Consider the following 20,685-nt stretch of genomic DNA (forward strand, 5'->3'; position numbering starts at 1 on the left):
TGAATACGGAAAACTGAATACCCAAAATTGACATGATCGAAACGCTCAACCGACTCGACAGCCAGTTGTTTGTCTGGCTCAACAACCAGAGCGCCCCCTGGCTCGATCCGGTCATGATCACATTTACCGAGCGCAACACCTGGATTCCGTTCTATGTCGTGCTGATCGGCTGGCTCGTTTACCGGTTTCGGCAACAGGCGCTGCCGATGCTGCTGACGATTGGGGCTGCGGTAGCCATGGCCGATCAGGTAGCTTCATCGCTGCTGAAGCCCCTCACCCACCGGCTGCGGCCCTGCCATACTCCCAGCCTGCAAAAACTCATTCACCCGGTACTCGAGTGTGGCGGGCTATACAGCTTCGTTTCGTCGCACGCGGCCACCACGTTTGCGCTGGCCACCTCGCTCTGGCTACTGCTGGGCCGCCGGTATCCGGCCCTGGCGGGCGTGTTTGTCTGGGCTGCGCTGGTATCGTACAGCCGCATCTACGTGGCCGCCCATTTCCCGCTCGATGTGCTGGCCGGTACGGGGCTCGGCGTGCTGTCGGCCTGGTTCATGGTCTATTTCTACGGACGAACAACGGGCGGCCAACAACTGGCCCGGCTGAATCAATCGCGGAAAAGTCGAATCTACTGAGCGGGGTGCCGCTTTTTTCCGTACCTTTGCGGAAAATTTATCCGGTACCGATGGCGGCATTCAATCCGGTGAAAATTTTTTCGGGCTCGCAGTCTACCTACCTGGCCGAAAAAATTGCGCACTACTACGGCAAAGATTTAGGCGGGTATACCTGCCGGCGGTTCAGCGACGGTGAGATGTCGCCAAGCTTCGAGGAGTCGATACGGGGTTGCGACGTGTTTCTGATTCAGTCGACACCGCCCCCCACCGAAAACCTGATGGAGCTGCTGCTAATGGTAGACGCTGCCCGGCGGGCCTCCGCTCACTACGTAACGGTGGTGATTCCTTACTTCGGCTACGCCCGGCAGGATCGGAAAGACAAGCCCCGCGTGGCGATTGCGGCCAAACTGATTGCTAACATGATTACCGCTGCGGGCGCCGACCGGCTGATGACGATCGACCTCCACGCGGGCCAGATTCAGGGGTTTTTCGATATCCCGGTCGATCATCTGGAAGGTACGTCGGTCTTCGTTCCCTACATCAAAAGCCTGGGGCTCGATAACCTGGTGATTGCCTCGCCCGACGTGGGTGGTGCCAACCGGGCCCGGACTTTTGCCAAGCATTTCAACGCCGACATCGTACTGTGCGACAAGCACCGCAAACGGGCCAACGAGATAGCCTCGATGCAGGTGATCGGGGATGTGGAAGGCGCCAACGTCGTACTCGTCGATGACCTGATCGATACGGGGGGTACGATGGCCAAAGCCGCCCAGATCATTCTCGATAAAGGCGCCAAGTCGGTACGGGCCGTGTGTACGCACCCGGTTATGTCGGGCAAGGCCCACGAGAATATCGCCAACTCGGTGCTCGATGAACTGGTTGTTTCGGACACGCTGCCGATGAGCCAGACCAACGAAAAAATCCGCGTGCTGTCGGTGGCCGAACTGTTTGCCAAAGCCATTGGCCGCATTCGGGACCACGAATCGATCAGCTCGCTGTTTATACGAAACTAGTTTTGGGTTTACGGTTCACAGTGCTCAGTATACTGTAAACCGTAAACCGATCAAAGACCTGCCGGATGCCCACGTCCGGTTTCCATTCATCTTAATCGCCGGCGGTGGGCCGTTGGCAACGTTTTATGAAATCAATCGAGATTGTAGGGTATCAACGAGCGAATCTCGGCCGCACGGAATCACAAGCGATTCGGGCCGAGGGCAATGTTCCGTGCGTATTGTATGGTGGCGACACGCAGGTGCACTTCTACGCACCAGCGATCCTGTTCCGCGACCTGATCTACACGGCCAACGTATTTGAAGTAAAACTGAACATCGAAGGCGTCGAGTATCGTTCGATTCTGCAGGAAGCTCAGTTCCACCCCGTGAGCGACGTGCTGCTGCACGCCGACTTCCTGGAAGTAAAAGACGGCAAAGACGTTAAAATCGCAGTTCCTGTTCGGCTGGTAGGCACCGCCCCCGGCGTACAGAAAGGTGGTAAACTGGTAACGCGCGTTCGGAAACTGCGCGTGAAAGGCCCCATCGAGAACATCCCCCAATTCATCGATGTCGACGTATCGAAACTCGACCTCGGTAAATCGGTTCGGGTTGGTCAGATTCCGGTTGAGAACATCGAGATGCTCGAAGAAGCCTCGAACCCGGTGGCCAGCATCGAAATCCCACGGGCACTGCGCGGTCAGGTTTCGGCCAAGTAAGCCCCGCGTCACGACGCATTCGGCAACCCCGCTCAGCCTTGAGCGGGGTTGTTTTTTTTAGCCCCCTACCGCCTGCATAATAAACGCGGGCGACGTATCAGGAAAGCCGCGCCGGGTCGTTCTGCTTGAAACCGTATGCGTATGCGCCCCTCAACCACATTCTGCAGGCTATCCTGTTGGTTAATCAGCACGCTGGTGGGCCTGTCGTGCAGCCGCGAAAATCTGCTGACCCTGCCCGCACCGGCGCCCGCCGTTGCGGGTACGTATGTCCGTCAGTTCAACGCTACGCCCCTCCCGATTCCCGGCGATACAATCAGACTAATCCTCCGCAGCGTTTCCAGCGATACCGTCGATGTGCGGATGGAGGGTATCAGCAGTGGCCGGGTCCCCGTTACCGTGCAGTACGGCCGGCTGCCGGTGGTACAGGACTTTTCCATCAATGCCTGCGTCAGCTATGTTGTGCGGCTCAATCCCGGTAAAGACTCCAGCCTGCTTTACATGACCTGTTCGCAACCCAACGTGCTGCAGTACGCAGCGTCGCAACGCCCATATTTCAGCGGCCTGTCAACGCGCTTCAGAAAATTGTAAGGGGCGCCGTGCAACGGGCGCCGTGCAACGGGTGCCGGGCAACGTGGGTTCAGTGCGAACGGCCCGCCACGTCGTCGGACCGGTGGGGAGCGGGCAGGGAGTCGATTTGCCGCTGCTCCAGTTGTTCGATCTTTTCGCGTAGCTGGCGCACCTCGCTAATCAGCAGCCGCAGGTCGCTTTCGTCCTGGGCCTGTTCCTCTTCCACAAAAAAACTCGCTACGTAGCCCGTAAACGTACCGAACAGCCCCACCCCGGCAATCATCAGTACGGCCGCAATCAACCGCCCCACGGTTGTAACGGGGTAGCGGTCGCCGTAGCCAACCGTGGTGATCGTCACAAACGCCCACCACAGCGCATCGCCAAACGTTTTGATATTGGCCTGGGCACTGTCGCGCTCGATGTAAAGAATAGCGATAGCTCCGCAGACCATCAGCAGCAGCGCCGTCAGGAGCACCACCGCCAGTGTGCCGTTGGCCCGCTCGCGATACCGGTAGTTGAGGTAATCACGCGCCGACCGAAACACCCGGAGCAGCCGCAGAATACGCAGAATGCGTACCAGCTGCCCCAGCCGAAGCCAGCCCACCGCCGGTATGCTGGCCAGCAGATCGATCCAGCCCCAGCGCATAAACCGCCATTTGTCGGGAGCGCGGTAGAGCCGCCAGCCAAAATCGTAGAGAAAATACAGGCAGATGCCGGTATCGACCCAGTCGAGCAGGTATTGTACCGAGCGGGGCAGTACCACCAGCTCGCGCACCAGCAGCGCCAGCACCACATAACTTGACAACAACAGCATGAACCACTGGTGCCGGGGCGGCCCGTTGGGTTCGGGCGGGGTATCGGAGGCCGACGTTGCCATACGCGTACAGACGGATTGGTTATCCACCCGACCCGGCTCCTACTGGCGGCCAGCCCCGGCGGTCGATGCCGTCTGACGGGAGCGCGGGGGGTGCAGGGGCGAAATACGGTCTTTTTTCCGGATGAATCGCCACATATCGGTCAGCAGCGCCGGGTAGATGGTGGCGCCAACGCTGTAGTATGTTCCGTTGAAGTTCTGATCGATGCTGGTCTGGAACACCGAGTAGCGATAGCCCGCCTGCAAACTCAGCCCCACCCAGCGGGTAGCTTTCCACTGCCCGTAGGCACCGATCTGCACCGGAACGAAGAAATCGCGCCGGGTACGGTCGATGGGTAGGTCTTTGCGCAGATCGCGGGGCAGCGCGTAGGCCACCCCTCCGCCCGCTTCGACCGGAATGCTCACCATCCAGCGTCGATTATTGATCATGTTCCACCAGTACTGCATACTCACAAACCACATATCGGTACGGGTATAATACGACAGGTTCACGCGCCGGGCGGCATCGCGTCGCCAGTCGATCAGCCGCAGGTAGGTCGCGTAGCTGATCCAGTAATACCCCAGGGTGAGCTGATGCTTCTTGGCGCCGAACTCAATGCCGGCGTTGATACCCCACACGTTTACATGCTGGCTTTCGAGAAAGGAATCCCGAAAGTCGAGGTTGAACGCCGGCGCCAGGTGTCGACGCGCCGGCCGAACCGTATCCGTCGGCGCCAGCGAGTCGACAGGGGTCAGGCGAAGGGAAAGCAGCAGCAGGGTCGTGGGCAATAGCATGACCATCAAACAGAACAACCCGTTCTTCGGTTTAGCGGGCGGTCAGAACTCAACGTGGGTGCGCAGGGCCAGCAGGTGTACGGGTCCCCGGTCGGCATTATAGCCGGGATGCTGGATCAGCTGATAATCAAGCGTCAGGTAGAGTGTTCGGGCCATCCGGGCGCTGTAATACGCTTCCAGGCTATTTTCGGTCTGGTAATGGGGCAAACGGCCGTCGCCCAGCATGAAACCGTAGCCCCCGGCATTGAGGTAAGCCCGGTGATCGGGCGAAATGCCGTTGACTGCCACCGACAGGCCGATCCCATCGTTGGGGCGACGCCAGCGGTGCCCGCCAATCAGTCCGCCCACCGTCAGGCTGCGGTCGATCTCGGTAAATGCCCAGGTGGCCGTGCGGCCATCGTTCCAGCTCGCCCGCACAAACAGGCCGCCCACGTTGCCCAGCGGCTGCTCCAGGTTCAGGCCGAAGCCGTATTTGATGCCGCCGTAGCGTTCGCCCGTCAGCACAAACGGCGGGTCGCCCACCGATCCGGTTTGCTGCAGCCGCTGTGTGGCCTCGGCATAGGCCGGTGCTTTGGTTCGGTTGCGGAAGCCCAGCACCCGCACGATGCCCGGCCGGGGCAGCAGCCGGTACTGCTGTTCGTATTCAAGGGTCAGCGCATTGGACTGCCCCACGCGCCAGTCAAGTACGTTGCCGTTGGCCGTTTTCGGCATCAGGCTGACGGCGGCCCGCAGGGCGTAGGTGGGTCGGATGTATTCGCCCGCCACCGCGTAGGTGTACCCCCGGGTATTGGCCGGGTAATCCCAGGCCCCCAAGCTCATCAGCGACCAGTTCATGAACTGGCTGCGGGGGTCATGGGCGTAACGGTTGTTGTCGAACATATCGGCCACCGAAAACTTACCCGCCGTGATGACCACGCGCGACGCCGGCAGACTCCCCTTGACCTGGTTGGCACCCGACTCGGTTTCGACCGCCGTGGGGTCGTTGCCGATGGGAAACACCTGTTCGATGTAGAAGCGGGCTATGTAGAGAGCGGGCCGGGCACTGCCGATCCGAAAGGTTTCGCCGTTGGGAAAACCCGCCACGCCGACGGCCGGCGCGTACAGACTTTCGTCGTTGGGCGACTGGCTGTTACGATGGCCCACCCCGCGGCCACCCGCAATTTCGGGGTTCAGATACAGGCCTGCCCCGCGCCAGAGCCGCCGGCCGATAAACAGCGTAGTTGTTACCGACAGCGCCGTGTCGGGCTGTTCGCTCAGGGTGTTGCGGCCATCGTAGCCCGCGCCGTGAAAGCCGGCATGCCCCTGCACAATGGTCGTAAACTGGTAGTGAAGACTCCAGTTTTTAAGCGAGTCGAGGTAATTGTTGTTGTTATCCTGCTGCGCCTGCGCGAGCCCCGCCCACAGCACACCCGCCAGTATGCCAAGCCATCGACCGGCTAAATGCCCGCCTAGAGGTTGGCCCGCAGCAGGTAGCCGACCCCCATTGCCGTCTGTATGAGTTTGTGCTCGAAACCGTGGTCGATCTTCTTCCGGAGAAAATTGATGTATACCTCTACTTTGTTCGTTTTGACGTTGGTGGGTGAGTCCCATACTTTCTCCAGGATCTGCGTTTTGGTGACGACCCGACCCGCGTTTTCGATCAGATACGAGAGCAGCTGAAATTCGCGGGCGGTCAGTCGAATTCGTTTACTGGCCCGATAGGCCACTTTCTCAGCGACGTTGAGGTGTAAATTGGCGGCACTGATAACCGTTGGGGCATGGAGCCCACCGGTGCGCCGGCGGTGCAGGGCATAAAGTCGGGCCAGCAGCTCGTCGGGATCGGCCGGTCGCACCAGGTAATCGTCGGCGCCGGCGTAGAGCCCCCGCGCCTTGTCGGCGGCCGACGCCAGCCGCGACACCATCAGCACCGGCGTAATGTCGCCTTCCTTGCGCAGCCGCCGAACCAGATCGAAACCATCCAGATCGGGCAGTTCCGCATCGACTACCAGCATATCATAGCGCCCGTGCAGGGCCGCCGATATACCCAGCCAGCCCGTGTCGACCAGTTCGAGCCGGTAGGGATGGCGATCCAGCAGTCGTTTTACGGATGCCTGATAGTCAGCGTCGTTTTCAATCAGTAAAATTTTCATACGTTCAGCACAACGTTCCCTATACACCTGCCGGAGTCTACACTGGCTCCGACAGGGGCAAAGGTGAGCGGCCGATCTTAAATCAAGTTTAAAGCGTCATTAAATTACGAGTAAATCGTCGGCCGCGCAGGCCCGGCAAACCAGCCTGCTTTTTTTAAGAAATCCTTAATTTTTCTTTAATGGAAGATTAACGGGGCCGGCGGTACTTGCACCCCGGATCGAGGCCATCTGTCTATTCTGCTCTCATCCCGCTGTATGATCTACCGTTCATTTCGTAACTCCCTGGCAGGTAGTGGCCTGCTTGTTTCACTGGCGCTGCCGTTGACACCGCTGCGGGCCCAGACCACCCCGCCCGCCACCACGGTGCAGACCGCCGACACGCTTCGTCAGAGCCTTCAGCAACTCGAAGAGCAGTTTCTGACCCGCAACTATCAGCTGATTGCCCAGAAATACCAGGTCGACGTAGCCGGGGCTGGTATCACCCAGGCAGGTCTGCGGCCCAACCCGTCGCTTTTTTTCCAAACGAACCTGTTCAACCCCAATACGGGTAAGGTGCTGCCCCTGGCCACGCCCTCGCGGGCTGATCTGAACAACCAGGTATTCAACAGTGGGTATTTCTCGGTGCAGCTGCAGCAGTTGTTTCTGCTGGCCGGCAAGCGCAGTAAGCTGGTGGCCCTGGCCGAGAGCAATCGGTCGCTGGCGCAGCTGGCCTTCCGCGATGCCCTCCGCAGCCTGCGCTACCAGCTCTATACCACCTACGCCAACCTGTATTACGACCTGCAGGCGATAAAGCTGTTTCAGGATGAACTAGGCCGGCAACAGCGGCTGGTCGAATCGTACCGAGTGGCGCTCCGGACGGGCGGGGTAGCGCCCTACGAAGTGACGCGGCTGGAAGTGGCCACGCGCGACCTGCAGGCTAATATTGCCAACTACAGCACGCAGATTGCCGACGAACAGGCCACGCTGCGGGTGCTGTTGCGGCAGCCCAGCGGTACGTTTATCGTGCCGACCGAACTGCCCAGCAATACCCCGGCCCTGCCGGCCCTCAACACCGCCCTCGACTCGGCCCGTGCCAACCGACCCGACATTAACCTTACCCAGGAGCAGATCACCAACGCGCAGCGCAGTCTGGCCGTCGAAAAATCGCGCCGAACCCCAGACCTGACGGCGGGCATACTCTACGAACGGTACGGCAACGCCTACATCAATTTCACGGGGCTGCAACTGGGTATCGACCTGCCCGTGCGGAACCGCAATCAGGGGGCCATCCGGGCGGCTGAGCTAACGCTGGAGGCCAACACGGCTGCGCAGGAAAATCAGCAAACCGTGGTGCAGAGCGATGTACTCAACGCCTTCGATAAACTCAACACCTACTACCGGCAGGTCGAGGGGCGCCCGGCCGGCTACCTCGACCGGATTCAGAATCTGTCGGTAGAGGCCACCAGGGCGTATAACGTCCGGGCCATTGGGCTGCTCGATTACCTCGATAAAATCCGAACCTATCAGCAGGCCCAGCTCAACAACATCAACCTGCAGAATAACCTCTTCCAGGCGCAGCAGCAGTTCAACTACGCCACCAATACCCGCTTTTTTTAAGGGTATCCGATCCTGGTGTGGGGCGTTCGTGCCCGAATTGGCCCCACACTCGTATCTTTACCCGAACTGACAGGTACCCAACATCCGCACGCATGTCGCTAAAAGGCCCCATTCTGATTATTGAAGACGATGAAGATGACCAGTTTCTGATTGGTGAAGCTCTAAAGGCCCAGGGGTTGCCCAACACCCTGCTTTTCTTTCCTAACGGGCAGGAAGCGCTTCATTTTCTGGAATCGACCCCACTCCAGCCTTTCCTGATCCTGTGCGACGTGAATATGCCCCTGATGAACGGGCTAGAGCTGCGCCGGATCATCAACACCAGCGAAACCCTGCGCCGACGTTCGATCCCCTTTGTCTTTCTGACTACCGCATCGAATTCCACCCTGGTGGGTCAGGCCTACGACGAAACCGTGCAGGGCTTTTTCCAGAAAGCGTCGACCTACGATGAGCTGCAGACCCAGATTCAGCTCATCGTTACCTACTGGCGGCACTGCCTGCACCCCAACCGATTCGTTTAAACCCGGCCGCTTTGCCCCACGCCCGGTAACCGGGTGGTAACAGGAAGTGCCGCTTGTTTAAGTGCCTGATCTGGCGGCAACTATTGCGGCTGCTGTACCCTGACGCCAACCGGCGGATCGCATTAACCGATTGTTTGGTTCTGAAAAACGACGAAAAGTTGCCGTTTGTCGAATAGTCCGAACGGATCGCCGTTGGCTGCGCCACCTTTGTGAGCCAGTCCGCTACTTCCATCCCACCGGTGGTTCTGCAGCTGACCCTATCACAACTGCACTATGCAACCCTATCCATCGATCGATTGCCGGCCGCTTTGCCAGCTTACCTGGCTGAGCCAGCCTAAGGCGAAAACACTGCTTCTGACTTCTGTTCAACAGGCGCTAACCCAGACAACGCGATGATCAGGCAGGCAACTCCATTGATGCACGAGACGCTGGTGCGGCAGATGAGCCGGTATCTGACCGATACACTGCGCAACCACCCTGAAATAGAACCTTTCGTTCGGGCTGTCAACGAATCGTATATCGACTACGAACGCAACAGGGTCTACCACGACCTCGTACCGGAGCCACAACCCGTTGCCTACACCGGGCAGCAGGCACCCGTTCAGACCCTGATTGCCGCCATGCAGGCACTGGCAGCGCGCGAGCAGCTCGACCCGTTCCCCCTGACCGAAGACAACCTGCTGGGTATTGTTGAGTGCGTGGAAACGCAGATAACGGCCCGCAACATGATGGCGACCGAACTGAAACAGGCCCAGCTGGAAGCCGATCAGGCGGCCCACGCCAAATCGGCTTTTCTGTCGACGATCAGTCATGAGCTGCGCACTCCGCTCAACGCCATTGTGGGCCTGACGTACCTGATGCAGCAGGAACCGACCACGCCCCCCCTGTCTGATCACCTGCGCATGCTGCAACAATCGGCCGACTCGCTGCACCGGCTGGTCAACGACATTCTGGATTTCAACAAAATTGAGGCTGGAGCGCTGACGCTCAGCAAAACGACCTTCGATCTGCGGCAGCTGCTGTCGACGCTGCAAAAGGACTACCTGCCTAAAGCCGGCGAGCGCCACAACGACATCCGGCTTCAGATCGACGACTCGCTACCGCAGCGCGTTGTGGGCGATGCCGTTCGGCTGGGTCAGATCATCAGCATCCTGCTCGACAATGCCATCAGGTACACCGAACACGGCCACATTACGCTCGAATTGCTGCAGCAGCAGCGCAGCAGCCGCCAGGTCGATCTGTACGTGGCGGTGAGCGATACCGGCGTTGGGATCGAACCCACCCGGCAATCGATGATCCTGGAATCGTTCAGTCAGTCCAATCGGTCGCTGAACCAGTCGTTTGTTGGTTCTGGGCTGGGCATGGCGCGGACACTGCTGCAGCTTTTCGGGAGCGATATTTCGCTGCACAGCGAACCGGGTAAGGGCACCACGTTCTCGTTCCGGATTGCGCTCGAACTGGGGCCCGATGAATACCGGTCGGGTGCGGTTGTCGATCTGGAGCCGAACCCACAAACGCTGAACGGGCTTCGGGTGCTGCTGGTCGATGATTATCCCATCAATATCTGCCTGGCCAGCCGGCTGCTCGAAAACTGGAAAATAGTGGTTGAAGTAGCCGAAAACGGTCGCCTGGCGCTCAACAAGTTTACGCCCGATCGGTACGACCTGATTCTGATGGACCTGCAGATGCCCGTTATGGATGGCTATACGGCCACCCGCGAAATCAGGAAGCAGGACCCGTTTATGCCCATTGTGGCGCTGACGGCCTCGGCCACGCCCGCCGATTACGAGCGGGCTGTACAGGCTGGTGTTACCGATTACGTAACCAAGCCGTTCAATCCCAAAGTACTGTTCCAGAAAATGGCCCGGCTGTCTGGCCGGGCCTAGGGTAACCAGGCTGGCACGTGCTCAAAACACATGCCAGTAGTCAAATATGTCAACAGCCGACGCTGGTCTGTGGCGCTTTACAGCAGGTTGAGCCGGTTCATCAGTTCAGGCTTGTTGGCCCGGCTGATGGGAATCACTTTTTTATCGACCACCAGGTTGTTTTCCTCGATGTCGACGATTTTGTCGAGGTGAACGATAAACGAGCGGTGCACCCGCAGGAAGGGAGAGCCCAGCTTTTCTTCGAGGTACTTCATGGTAGTGTGCACCACGTGGGCCTGCGTTTTGGTGACTATTTTTACGTAGTCGCCCACGTTCTCCACGTACAGGATCTCGGTGTACGGCAGCCGGATATAACGACCGTCGGTTTTGATATAGATTTCCTGCCGCTCGGTCGACACGGCCGTTTTGCGGTTGTTCAGATCGAGCACTTTTTCAACCGCAATCTTGAAACGGGGCTGAGTAACAGGCTTCTGGAGGTAATCGGTCACCTGATACTGGTACGCATCGAAGGCGTATTCGGTCTTGGTGGTTGTCATCACCACCTGGGGCATGGAAGTCAGATTTTCGAGCAGGTCGAAGCCCGAGAGCCCGGGCATTTCTACATCGAGCCAGATCAGATCGACCTCTTCGGTCGACAGAAACGCCAGCGCATCTTCCGCATTTTCGAATACTGCCAGCAACTCCAGCGAGCCGTGCTGTTCGCAGAGCCGCTGGAGCGATTTACGGGCCATTACTTCATCTTCAACGATTATGCACCTTGGCTTCATACCTTAAGCTTAACTAATTCCTGTTTCAGCACCGGAACACTCCGGTCCAGATCGCTCTGCACATCCTCCCATTTTTCCTGCAGGCTGGCCCGGTCTGGCGCGTCTTTGGCCTGCCGCTCGATGCCCAGCATTTTTTTCTCCAGCCCGGTCAGGCCGACCATGCCAAGGGTAGGCTTCAATTTATGAGCCAGTTTTCCTAATTCAACCCAGTCTTCCTGTAAAATTAGCGACTGAATCAGTGGGAAGTCGGGCAGCACGTCGGACAGGAACACCTGGAACATCTCGGCTGCGTAGGCCTTGTCGAAGCCATAAATCTCATCGATCCGCGCGTGATCGAGCAATGGCGAGCTGGTAAGGCTCTCCCCCGCCTGGGAACCGGTTTCGTTTATAGCCATATACCGTTGGATTGTGCTTAGTAAGAGGTTGGGCGAGAACGGCTTCGAAATGAAATCATTCATGCCAGCCTTGGCGGCCTTGTTTTTCTGATCGATCATCGCCGACGCCGTCAGGGCTATAACCGGCGTATGCTGGTTTGGGTTCTGCGTGTTTCGAATGGTAATGGTGGCTTCATAGCCATCCATCACCGGCATTTGCAGGTCCATAAGGATCATCGTAAACACCTGCTGCTGGGCGTTGGCTACGGCCTGCTTCCCGTCGGACGCAATAACGAACGGGATGGCCCACTTTTCGAGCAGACTGCTGATGTACTTCTGGTTCATCACATTGTCTTCGGCAACCAGAATCAGGCACTGCCCCGGATCGGTCAGGGGTGCATCGATCTGATGCTGTTCGGGCTCGCGCAGCACCAGCTTCTCGTCGGTTGGTTCGAAAGGCAGCGCAACGGTAAAGGTAGTGCCCAGGCCGGGGGCGCTCGTCACCTCGATCGTTCCGGTCAGCAACTCGACCAGCTGCCGGGTGATGGCCAGCCCCAGCCCTGTGCCTTTGTGCTTATGCCCCTCGGCGTTGACCTGCCTGAACTTCTGGAAGATAAGCTCCAGCTTTTCGGCCGCAATGCCCACGCCCGTGTCGGTAATGCTGAACTGAATCCAGTGGCGGGCGGGCTCCTCCCGAATCAGTCGCACATCGATCATGATCTGGCCCCGCTCGGTAAACTTCTCGGCGTTGCCGATAAGGTTGAGCAGAATCTGGTTCAGCAGCAGGTCGTCGCCGATGTAAGCCTCATGGAGCCGCTCGTCGATCGTCATATCGAGTTCGATGGGCCGGCTCTCGAGTTTGATCTGGAACACGCGTTGCAGCGTCCGGAGCGTACCGGCCAGATCGAACGGATGGGTATGTACATCGATCCGGCCCGCTTCGATTTTGGCCATGTCGAGCAGGTTCGAGATCAGGCTGTGCAGAAAATCGGCCGATGTTTTCAGGATCTCGAGGTACTCATACTGCTGCCGGGTAGGACGGGTGTCGAACAGCAGGTGGGCCATGCCGATAATGGCGTTGAGGGGTGTCCGGATTTCGTGGCTCATGTTGGCCAGAAACTGCTTCTCGGCTTCGCGGGCGTCTTCGGCTACGGCCCGGGCTTTGGCCAGTTCTACCTCCAGTGCCTTGCGTTCGGTAATGTCGTAGTGTACCCCCATCGAGCCCACCACGTCGCCATCATCGTTGAGGATGGGCGCACCGCTCACAATCGACCAGATGTGCTGCCCATCCTTGCGCACCAGCTCCAGTTCATACGAACTGGCCTCCCGGCGCTGCCGGCGGGCCTGGTTCTCCGCCACCACATCCATATATTTGCCCGGAGGCAGCAGTTCGGTTGCCTTGCGCCCGACCAGCTCGGCCTCCGTGTAGCCCACCATATCGCAGAAGCGGTCGTACGCGCGCAGAATCACGTGCTGGTTGTCGACTTCTACCAGGCCCAGCTCCATGTTGTTCATGATGCCGCGGTATTTTTCCTCGCTTTTCCGGATCTGCTCGCTCGCCTTGAACTGCTGCGTCACATCGCCATACTTCCAGAGGTGCCCGCGGTACTCCCCTTCCAGAAAAATGGGTACGTAGTCGCGCTGCAGCACGCGTCCGTCGGCCATATGAATCAGCTCATCGGAGACCAGTTCCTGCCGGTCCAGCACCTCCGTAAGGCGGGCAACAAACGCGTCGGGATTGGCAAACAAATGCTTCGATTGCTCAGCGGCCTGCGTACAGTCGAAACCAACCAGCTGCTCGGGTGTCAGCGAGAACGAGAACATATCGCAAAACTGCTGGTTGACCAGTATAAGCCGGCGTTGTTCGTCCTCGACCAGCACGGCCCGCTGCAGGTTGGTAATCAGTGTCGACAGCCGGGTCTGGGCCGTCAGCAGGTTTTCCTGAATCATCCGGTTTTCGGTGATATCACGGGCCACTGCCACCAGATTGACCACGGCCCCGTCGCGCTCGATGAGCCGTACCGACTGCCCGATCCAGACGGTCTGCCCATCGCGGGTGAGCGCCGGGAAATCGATATAGGTACTGTTGAGCCGCTGCTCCAGAACGCGCTGGTAAAACTGCACGAGCCTGGTGCGGTAGTCTTCCCGAACAAACTCGGTAAAATGCCGGCCCAGTGTTTCGCCCACGCTGTAGCCAAGCCGGCTTTCCACGGCCGAACTCATAAACGTGAAATAGCCTTCGGGTGAGATTCGGTAAATGACATCCTCGACCGAATCGATCAGTTCCCGATAACTTTCCTCGACCTGCCGCAGCGCAGTGATGCCCTCGACTACCTGTTGCTCCAGATTTTCGTTCAGGCTCTTCAGTTGCAGATTGGCTTCGTAAAGTTCGAAGGCTTTAACTTCCAGAATGCGTTCTGCCTGTTGTCTGGCAGCCTGCTCACGCGCCAGTTTGCTCCGTAAAAGTGTTATTTCGTCCATTTTATACGTACAAGCGTTCCGCTTATCGACTCATTCCGGTTTGAACTACTGTAGGCTGCCTGTTTCGAGCCGAAACGACAATCCATTTAATCTGATTGCTATTCATATTACTATATTAATAGCAATCGGTTTCTGACGCTTTGTACTGGCTTTTCTGGAAACCGGCAATCCATTTCTGATCGACAAAAAACCAATAACAGGATACACAATCAACTACCAATCAATTTATTGACCCTCAATTAAAGCAAACCGATCGTTTTAACTCAGCTAATTAGCCAGGTTATGGCACTGGAAACGAACACGCAGAATTGTCGATTCCTACCGCCAGTATGTATGGTTTCTGCAGGCTTTTTTTTACCCTGACCCGAATTAAAAAATCCCGGCTGTAATACAGCAAAATTTCAGCCAGCCCGTTTGCAAGCTAATTTAATGTGCGCTAATTCTATATAGTTTTCAGGATACGCCTGTAAACCGGTTTAGGGAGTTCGGTTTCTGGTTACGAGCAACCCGCTCAGGGGCAAATTTTTACCCCCGGGCGGGCGCTGTCCAACGGCCTGTAGATTTTCAGCCTGAATGGATGGGACCGGCGTGATTTAGAGGCTCTACAACGATAAAGCCCGCCGACGAACCGATGCCTGCCCCAAACGACCACGTGCTATTGGTCAACGGCAGCCTCGACGAATGTCTGTTCAGTCGTTTGCGCGATACCGACCCAGCCCATAATTTGCCTGGCGTAGCGCTTTGGATTCGTCCCCATACTGCACCTGCCCGGCCCCGATCTGGCCCCAGACGCAGCGACGGGGTGCTCCATCCTCTCGGATCGGGCACCCCGTCGCTGTTTATACCTGTATCGTTCCGACGCGGTTAGCGTTTAGTTACGCGAACCGAGATACGCCGGTTTTTAGCGCGTCCTTCCTCCGTTTCATTGCTGGCCACCGGGTACTCCTGCCCGTAGCCTTCGGCAGCCAGGCGGTCGCTGCCGATTCCCATGTTTTCGAGTTCGGCCCGCACCGAGTTGGCCCGCTCGCGCGACAGCGCCAGGTTGCTACCGGCGTTGCCCGTGTTGTCGGTGTAGCCGCCCAGTTTGATGTGCACCCCGGGGTAGGCTTTCAGAATCTCGGTGATGTTTTTGAGCTGCTCCTGCGACTCAGGCTTCAGGGTAGCTTTGCCCGTTTCGAACGTCAGCCGGTCGAAATCGAACCAGGTTTCCTTGTCGATGGGCTGTTCGCTCTTAATGAACGTCAGCAGCTTGTTTTCGATGCCGTATTCCGGAATGTTCAGTTGGACGCCGTTGGTGAGGGTTTCGGCCCGGAAGGCGCCCAGTTCGAGGGGCGCGCCATTGCGGTTGGGCGTACTAACCTTTCCGTTGTCGGCCGCGGTCGATTCTTCGAGGGGTACTTCGGTACCGGCCGCCATTTTGCCTTCGGTTTTATAGCCCGCCGTTTCCGACGATTTGACGGCGATGTAGGGCGCAATAACCAGCGATACGATCGACATCAGCTTGATCAGAATGTTCATCGACGGCCCCGACGTATCCTTGAACGGATCGCCCACGGTATCGCCCGTTACCGACGCTTTGTGCGGCTCCGATTTCTTGTAGAACATCTCCCCGTTGATCAGCACCCCTTTCTCGAACGACTTTTTGGCGTTGTCCCAGGCCCCGCCGGCATTGTTCATAAAAATACCCATCAGCACGCCCGATACCGTGACGCCGGCCAGCAGCCCACCCAGCACTTCGGGGCCGAAGATGAAGCCAACCACCACCGGCACCGTGAGCGCAATGGCCCCCGGCAGTACCATTTCGCGGATCGACGCCTGGGTTGAAATGGCTACGCACTTTTCGTACTCAGGCTTGCCGGTCCCTTCCATAATACCCGGAATTTCGCGGAACTGCCGCCGTACTTCCTCGACCATAGCCATGGCCGCCCGGCCCACGGCCGCAATGGCCAGCGACGAAAAAATAAACGGAATCATGGCGCCCACGAACAGCCCCGCCAGCACGTCGGCCTTGTAGATGTCGATGGCCGAGATGCCCGAAATACCCACGAACGCGGCAAACAGCGCCAGCGCCGTCAGGGCCGCCGAGGCAATGGCGAAGCCTTTACCAGTAGCCGCCGTGGTATTCCCCACCGCATCGAGAATATCGGTGCGGCCGCGCACTTCTTCGGGCAGGTAACTCATTTCGGCAATACCACCGGCGTTATCGGCAATGGGACCAAACGCGTCGATCGCCAGCTGCATGGCGGTGGTGGCCATCATGCCCGCGGCCGAAATGGCCACGCCGTACAGGCCCGCAAAGTGGTAGGACGTGTAGATACCGGCTGCCAGCACCAGAATGGGCAGCACCGTCGACTCCATACCGACCGACAACCCGCCAATGATATTGGTAGCCGCCCCCGTGGCCGACTGCCGGATAATCGACAGCACCGGCCGGCGCCCCATGGCCGTATAGTATTCGGTGATGGTCGACATGAGCGCCCCCACGATCAGGCCCGTTACGATGGCGTAGAACACATCCATCCGCGTAAACTCAACCCCGCGAATTTCCATGGTGGTTGCGGGCAGGTAGGCCGTAACCAGAAAATACGAGGCCACCAGCGTCATCAGAATCGACGCCCAGTTGCCGAGGTTCAGCGCGCCCTGCACATTGCCCTGATCGTCTTTGACCCGCACGAAGTACGTAGCGATAATGGAGAAGATCAGCCCAACGCCGGCAATCACCATGGGCAGCACGATGGGCGCATGCCCCAGGATGTTATCGGCCGCCGGAATCCTGATTTCGCGCCCCAGCACCATGGTCGCCAGAATGGTTGCCACATACGAGCCAAACAAGTCGGCGCCCATACCGGCCACATCGCCTACGTTATCGCCCACATTATCGGCGATGGTGGCGGGGTTGCGCGGGTCATCTTCAGGAATACCAGCCTCGACTTTACCCACGAGGTCGGCCCCGACGTCGGCGGCTTTCGTATAGATACCACCGCCAACGCGGGCAAAAAGCGCGATCGATTCGGCACCCAGCGAGAAACCGGCCAGCACTTCGAGCGCCCGTTCCATAGGCAGCCCGTTGACATCGCCATCGCCCCCAACGTAGAGGGTATAGAGAACAATAAATAAACTGCCCAGGCCCAGCACGGCGATACCGGCTACGCCGATACCCATTACCGAACCGCCCGTAAACGATACCTCGAGGGCTCTGGTGAGACTGGTCCGGGCGGCATGAGCCGTGCGGACATTGGCCTTGGTGGCGATGTTCATACCAATGTAGCCGGCCAGCGCCGACAGGAACGCACCGAGTACGAACGACAACCCAATGATCCAGCTCGAGTTGGGCACCAGACTGCCCATATAGGCCAGCAGAATGGCCACGATAATCCCGAAATAGGTAAGTACGCGCCACTCCGCCTTGAGGAAGGCAATGGCTCCGTCGGCAATGTAACCGGCAATCTCCTGCATACGGGCATCGCCAGCCTCCTGCTTCGATACCCACATAAACTTGGTGAACATCACCAGCAACCCGACAAGACCCAATAAAGGCACCAGATAGATACTGTAATTCATGCGTTTAGCGTAAAGTTTAAGAGATAGGACTATCGGCAAAGATAGAATTTGACCCTACATTACCTACCCGACGCCGGCCCACATGTTGAATTTTTCGGATATTTTTTTCGGTTTTACCCAGAAAAGCGACGGCGCACGAAAATCGGTGCACAAATACGGTGGAGCGGTTAACTTTGTCGACCTGCTGACTCAAACCGTTCTGTCTGTGCGCTCCCTGAAATCCCGCTTTTTACTGGCCACTGCGCTGGCTGTTACCACCCTTTCGTTCGCTCAGGTTCCCTACGGCCCCACCCGGCCGGCCGCGCCCGGCGACATTCTGTCGAACCTGAAAAAACTGAATGTGCTGGGCTCGGTCCTCTACGTGGCCGCCCACCCCGATGATGAGAACACGCTCTTTCTGGCTTATATGGCCAAGGACCGGCTCGTTCGGACAGCCTACCTCTCGCTGACCCGGGGCGACGGCGGGCAGAACCTGATCGGCCCCGAGCAGGGCGAAAACATCGGCATCATCCGGACCCAGGAACTGCTGGCCGCCCGGCGCGTCGATGGGCCCGATCAGTACTTCAGCCGCGCCTATGATTTTGGCTTCTCCAAATCGACCGACGAAGCGGTGCGGACGTGGGGGCAGGACAAAGTACTGGCCGACGTGGTCTGGATGATTCGCAAACACCAGCCCGACGTCATCATCACCCGCTTTCCGCCCGACGCCCGGGCGGGGCACGGGCACCACAGTGCCTCGGGTTTTCTGGCCGAAGAAGCCTTCAAGATTTCGGGCAACCCCGCCAAATTCCCCGAGCAGCTGGCCTACGTGAAACCCTGGCAGGCCCGGCGCATCATGTGGAATATGTTTATTCCGGGGGCGTTTCTGAGCAATAAAAAACCCGACGAAGCGGGTAACCTGATCGGGCTGGAAACGGGTATGTATAACCCCCTGCTGGGCCGCTCCTACGGCGAAATTGCGGCCGAAAGCCGCAGCCAGCACAAAAGCCAGGGGTTTGGCGTACCGGCCAGCCGAAGCCCCAAAGTCGACTACCTGCTGCTCAAAAACGGCGATCCGGTCGAGAAAGACCCGTTCGATGGCGTTGATCTGACCTGGAAACGGGTGCCCAATAGTGGCGCCGTGCAGACGCAGGTCGATCAGGTGATCAGTGCGTTTCAGCCGGCCAACCCCGGTGCGTCGGTACCGGGCCTGGTGTCGCTCTACAAAGCCCTCGGGCAGCTCGACACCACCAACACCTACGTGCGGGCCAAGCGGCAGGAGGTACAGACCCTGATCCAGCAGTGTCTGGGTTTGTGGCTAGAGAGTAACCCCGCCGATTATGCCGCCACACCGGGCAGCCCGGTTGTTGTCAGCATCAACGTGTCGAATCGGAGCACCGTGCCGGTAACGCTGGTGGGTGTACGTTACTCGACCGGTACCGACAGTACCCTCAACACGACCCTCAAACCCAACGACGTGCTGGCCTTTCAGAACCGCCTGACGATTCCGAAAACGCAGAAAATCTCGCAGCCCTACTGGCTCGAAAAGCCCATCGATAAGGGCTTATTCCAGGTCGACAATCAGCAGCTGATCGGTTTGCCCGAAAACCCGCCTGCCGTCAGCACCGCGTTTACCCTCGACATTGCCGGCCAGCGGTTTGTGTATACCCGCCCGGTGGTTTATAAATCGACCGACCCCGTAGACGGCGAGGTGTACCGGCCGTTTATCATCCAGCCCGACGTGATGGCCAACCTGACCGAGCGGGTGTTCACCTTTGCCGACAACACGCCCAAAACCGCCGAGGTGGTGCTCACGGCCGGGCGCAATGCCGTATCCGGTACCCTCACGCTGACGGCGCCGACCGGCTGGCGCATTAGCCCGGCTTCGCTGCCGTTCGACCTGAAAACCAAGGGCGATGAGCAGCGGCTGTCGTTTACGGTAACGCCCGCGGCCAACGCGCAGAACGGCCGGTTGCAGGCCACCATGACCACCCGCGACGGCGATACCTTTACGAGTGGCCTGCGCGTAGTGGCCTACAAACACATTCCGACCCAGACGCTTTTCCCCCCCGCCGAAGCCCGGCTGGTGAAGCTCGATGTGAAGGTGGCGGCCAAAAACGTGGGTTATATTGTAGGGGCGGGCGATGAAGTACCGGCCGCCCTGCAGCAGATGGGTTGCCGCGTTACGGTGCTCACCGCCAGCGACCTGAGCAAAGACCTCTCGGCCTACGATGCCATCGTGACGGGGGTGCGGGCCTATAACACCGACAGCTGGCTGGCGCGCTACCAGCCCCGCCTGATGGACTATGTGAAAAACGGCGGCAACCTGATTGTGCAGTACGTAACACCCGTGGGCGGATTTGGCCGCAACGAAGCGGCTCTGCCCCAGCTGGGCCCCTACCCATTCAGCATCAGCCGCGAACGCGTAACGGAAGAAGACGCCAAAATGACGTTCCTGAACCCCGCCCATCCGCTGCTCAACAAGCCTAACAAAATCACCGATGCCGATTTCGCCGGCTGGATTCAGGAGCGGGGTATCTACTTCGCGCAGGACTGGGACAAGGCCTACGAACCTATTTTCTCGGCCAACGACACGGGTGAAGCCCCCAAGCAGGGCAGCCTGCTGTATGCTACCTATGGCAAAGGACACTTCATGTACACGGGCCTGGTTTTCTTCCGGGAACTACCCGCCGGCGTACCCGGTGCCTACCGGCTGTTCGCCAACATGATCTCGGCTGGCAAATAAGCTAGCTCACCACTGAGTACCTCATGATTCGTTCGTGCTTTTACGCGCCAAATCATGACAGGCATCATCATGATGGTTACGCTATTTCAACTAATCTACCGATGGTCGTGCAAC

The 20,685-nt window shown here is 58.4% G+C and carries 15 protein-coding genes; 8 read left to right on the forward strand and 7 right to left on the reverse strand.

Going from position 1 to position 20,685, the window contains the following annotated elements:
- Positions 1-32: 32 nt before the first annotated feature.
- From ACYVAC_RS12930 to ACYVAC_RS12945, 4 genes are all read left to right on the forward strand, one after another.
- Entirely contained in the window at positions 33-632 is a 600-nt protein-coding gene (locus tag ACYVAC_RS12930; protein WP_461098106.1) for a phosphatase PAP2 family protein, read from the forward strand.
- A gap of 50 nt (positions 633-682) precedes the next feature.
- Entirely contained in the window at positions 683-1,624 is a 942-nt protein-coding gene (locus ACYVAC_RS12935; protein WP_461098107.1) for a ribose-phosphate pyrophosphokinase, read from the forward strand.
- 125 nt (positions 1,625-1,749) lie between these two features.
- Entirely contained in the window at positions 1,750-2,319 is a 570-nt protein-coding gene (locus tag ACYVAC_RS12940; RefSeq protein WP_461098108.1) for a 50S ribosomal protein L25/general stress protein Ctc, read from the forward strand.
- 141 nt (positions 2,320-2,460) lie between these two features.
- Positions 2,461-2,907, forward strand: a complete 447-nt coding sequence (locus ACYVAC_RS12945; RefSeq protein WP_461098109.1) for a hypothetical protein — start codon at positions 2,461-2,463, stop codon at positions 2,905-2,907.
- A gap of 49 nt (positions 2,908-2,956) precedes the next feature.
- On the opposite strand, the gene ACYVAC_RS12950 is transcribed toward ACYVAC_RS12945, so the two are convergent.
- The 4 genes from ACYVAC_RS12950 to ACYVAC_RS12965 are packed head-to-tail and all read right to left on the reverse strand — an operon-like array spanning position 2,957 to position 6,663.
- Positions 2,957-3,763, reverse strand: a complete 807-nt coding sequence (locus tag ACYVAC_RS12950; RefSeq protein ID WP_461098110.1) for a potassium channel family protein — start codon at positions 3,761-3,763, stop codon at positions 2,957-2,959.
- A gap of 39 nt (positions 3,764-3,802) precedes the next feature.
- Positions 3,803-4,534, reverse strand: a complete 732-nt coding sequence (locus tag ACYVAC_RS12955; RefSeq protein ID WP_461098111.1) for a hypothetical protein — start codon at positions 4,532-4,534, stop codon at positions 3,803-3,805.
- A 42-nt stretch (positions 4,535-4,576) separates the two neighbouring features.
- Positions 4,577-5,941, reverse strand: a complete 1,365-nt coding sequence (locus ACYVAC_RS12960) for a carbohydrate porin (RefSeq protein ID WP_461098112.1) — start codon at positions 5,939-5,941, stop codon at positions 4,577-4,579.
- Between the two features lie 41 nt (positions 5,942-5,982).
- Complete coding sequence (locus ACYVAC_RS12965) at positions 5,983-6,663, reverse strand: response regulator transcription factor (RefSeq protein WP_461098113.1); 681 nt, start codon at positions 6,661-6,663, stop codon at positions 5,983-5,985.
- Positions 6,664-6,918: 255 nt separating this feature from the next.
- On the opposite strand from ACYVAC_RS12965, the gene ACYVAC_RS12970 reads away from it, so the two are divergent.
- The 3 genes from ACYVAC_RS12970 (at position 6,919) to ACYVAC_RS12980 (ending at position 10,663) form a co-directional block, all read left to right on the forward strand.
- Positions 6,919-8,259 carry a TolC family protein gene (locus ACYVAC_RS12970; protein ID WP_461098114.1) on the forward strand — a complete coding sequence of 447 codons (1,341 nt, stop codon included), beginning with the start codon at positions 6,919-6,921 and terminating at the stop codon, positions 8,257-8,259.
- A gap of 92 nt (positions 8,260-8,351) precedes the next feature.
- Positions 8,352-8,777 (forward strand): response regulator, encoded by a 426-nt coding sequence (locus tag ACYVAC_RS12975; RefSeq protein WP_461098115.1) that lies wholly within the window; start codon positions 8,352-8,354, stop codon positions 8,775-8,777.
- A 392-nt stretch (positions 8,778-9,169) separates the two neighbouring features.
- On the forward strand, positions 9,170-10,663 hold the full coding sequence (locus ACYVAC_RS12980) for a response regulator (protein ID WP_461098116.1): 1,494 nt from the start codon (positions 9,170-9,172) through the stop codon (positions 10,661-10,663).
- A gap of 77 nt (positions 10,664-10,740) precedes the next feature.
- Here the strand turns inward: ACYVAC_RS12980 and ACYVAC_RS12985 are convergent, their stop codons facing one another.
- The 3 genes from ACYVAC_RS12985 to ACYVAC_RS12995 form a co-directional block, all read right to left on the reverse strand.
- Positions 10,741-11,430 (reverse strand): LytR/AlgR family response regulator transcription factor, encoded by a 690-nt coding sequence (locus ACYVAC_RS12985; RefSeq protein WP_461098117.1) that lies wholly within the window; start codon positions 11,428-11,430, stop codon positions 10,741-10,743.
- Complete coding sequence (locus tag ACYVAC_RS12990; protein WP_461098118.1) at positions 11,427-14,285, reverse strand: PAS domain S-box protein; 2,859 nt, start codon at positions 14,283-14,285, stop codon at positions 11,427-11,429. The genes ACYVAC_RS12985 and ACYVAC_RS12990 overlap by 4 nt, the downstream gene beginning before the upstream one ends.
- A gap of 864 nt (positions 14,286-15,149) precedes the next feature.
- Positions 15,150-17,846, reverse strand: coding sequence for a sodium-translocating pyrophosphatase (locus tag ACYVAC_RS12995; protein ID WP_461098119.1), 2,697 nt, complete (start codon positions 17,844-17,846; stop codon positions 15,150-15,152).
- A 205-nt stretch (positions 17,847-18,051) separates the two neighbouring features.
- Between ACYVAC_RS12995 and ACYVAC_RS13000 the strand changes: the two genes are divergently transcribed.
- Positions 18,052-20,571 carry a PIG-L family deacetylase gene (locus tag ACYVAC_RS13000; RefSeq protein ID WP_461098120.1) on the forward strand — a complete coding sequence of 840 codons (2,520 nt, stop codon included), beginning with the start codon at positions 18,052-18,054 and terminating at the stop codon, positions 20,569-20,571.
- Positions 20,572-20,685: the final 114 nt, after the last annotated feature.

This window comes from Spirosoma luteolum (assembly GCF_054778875.1).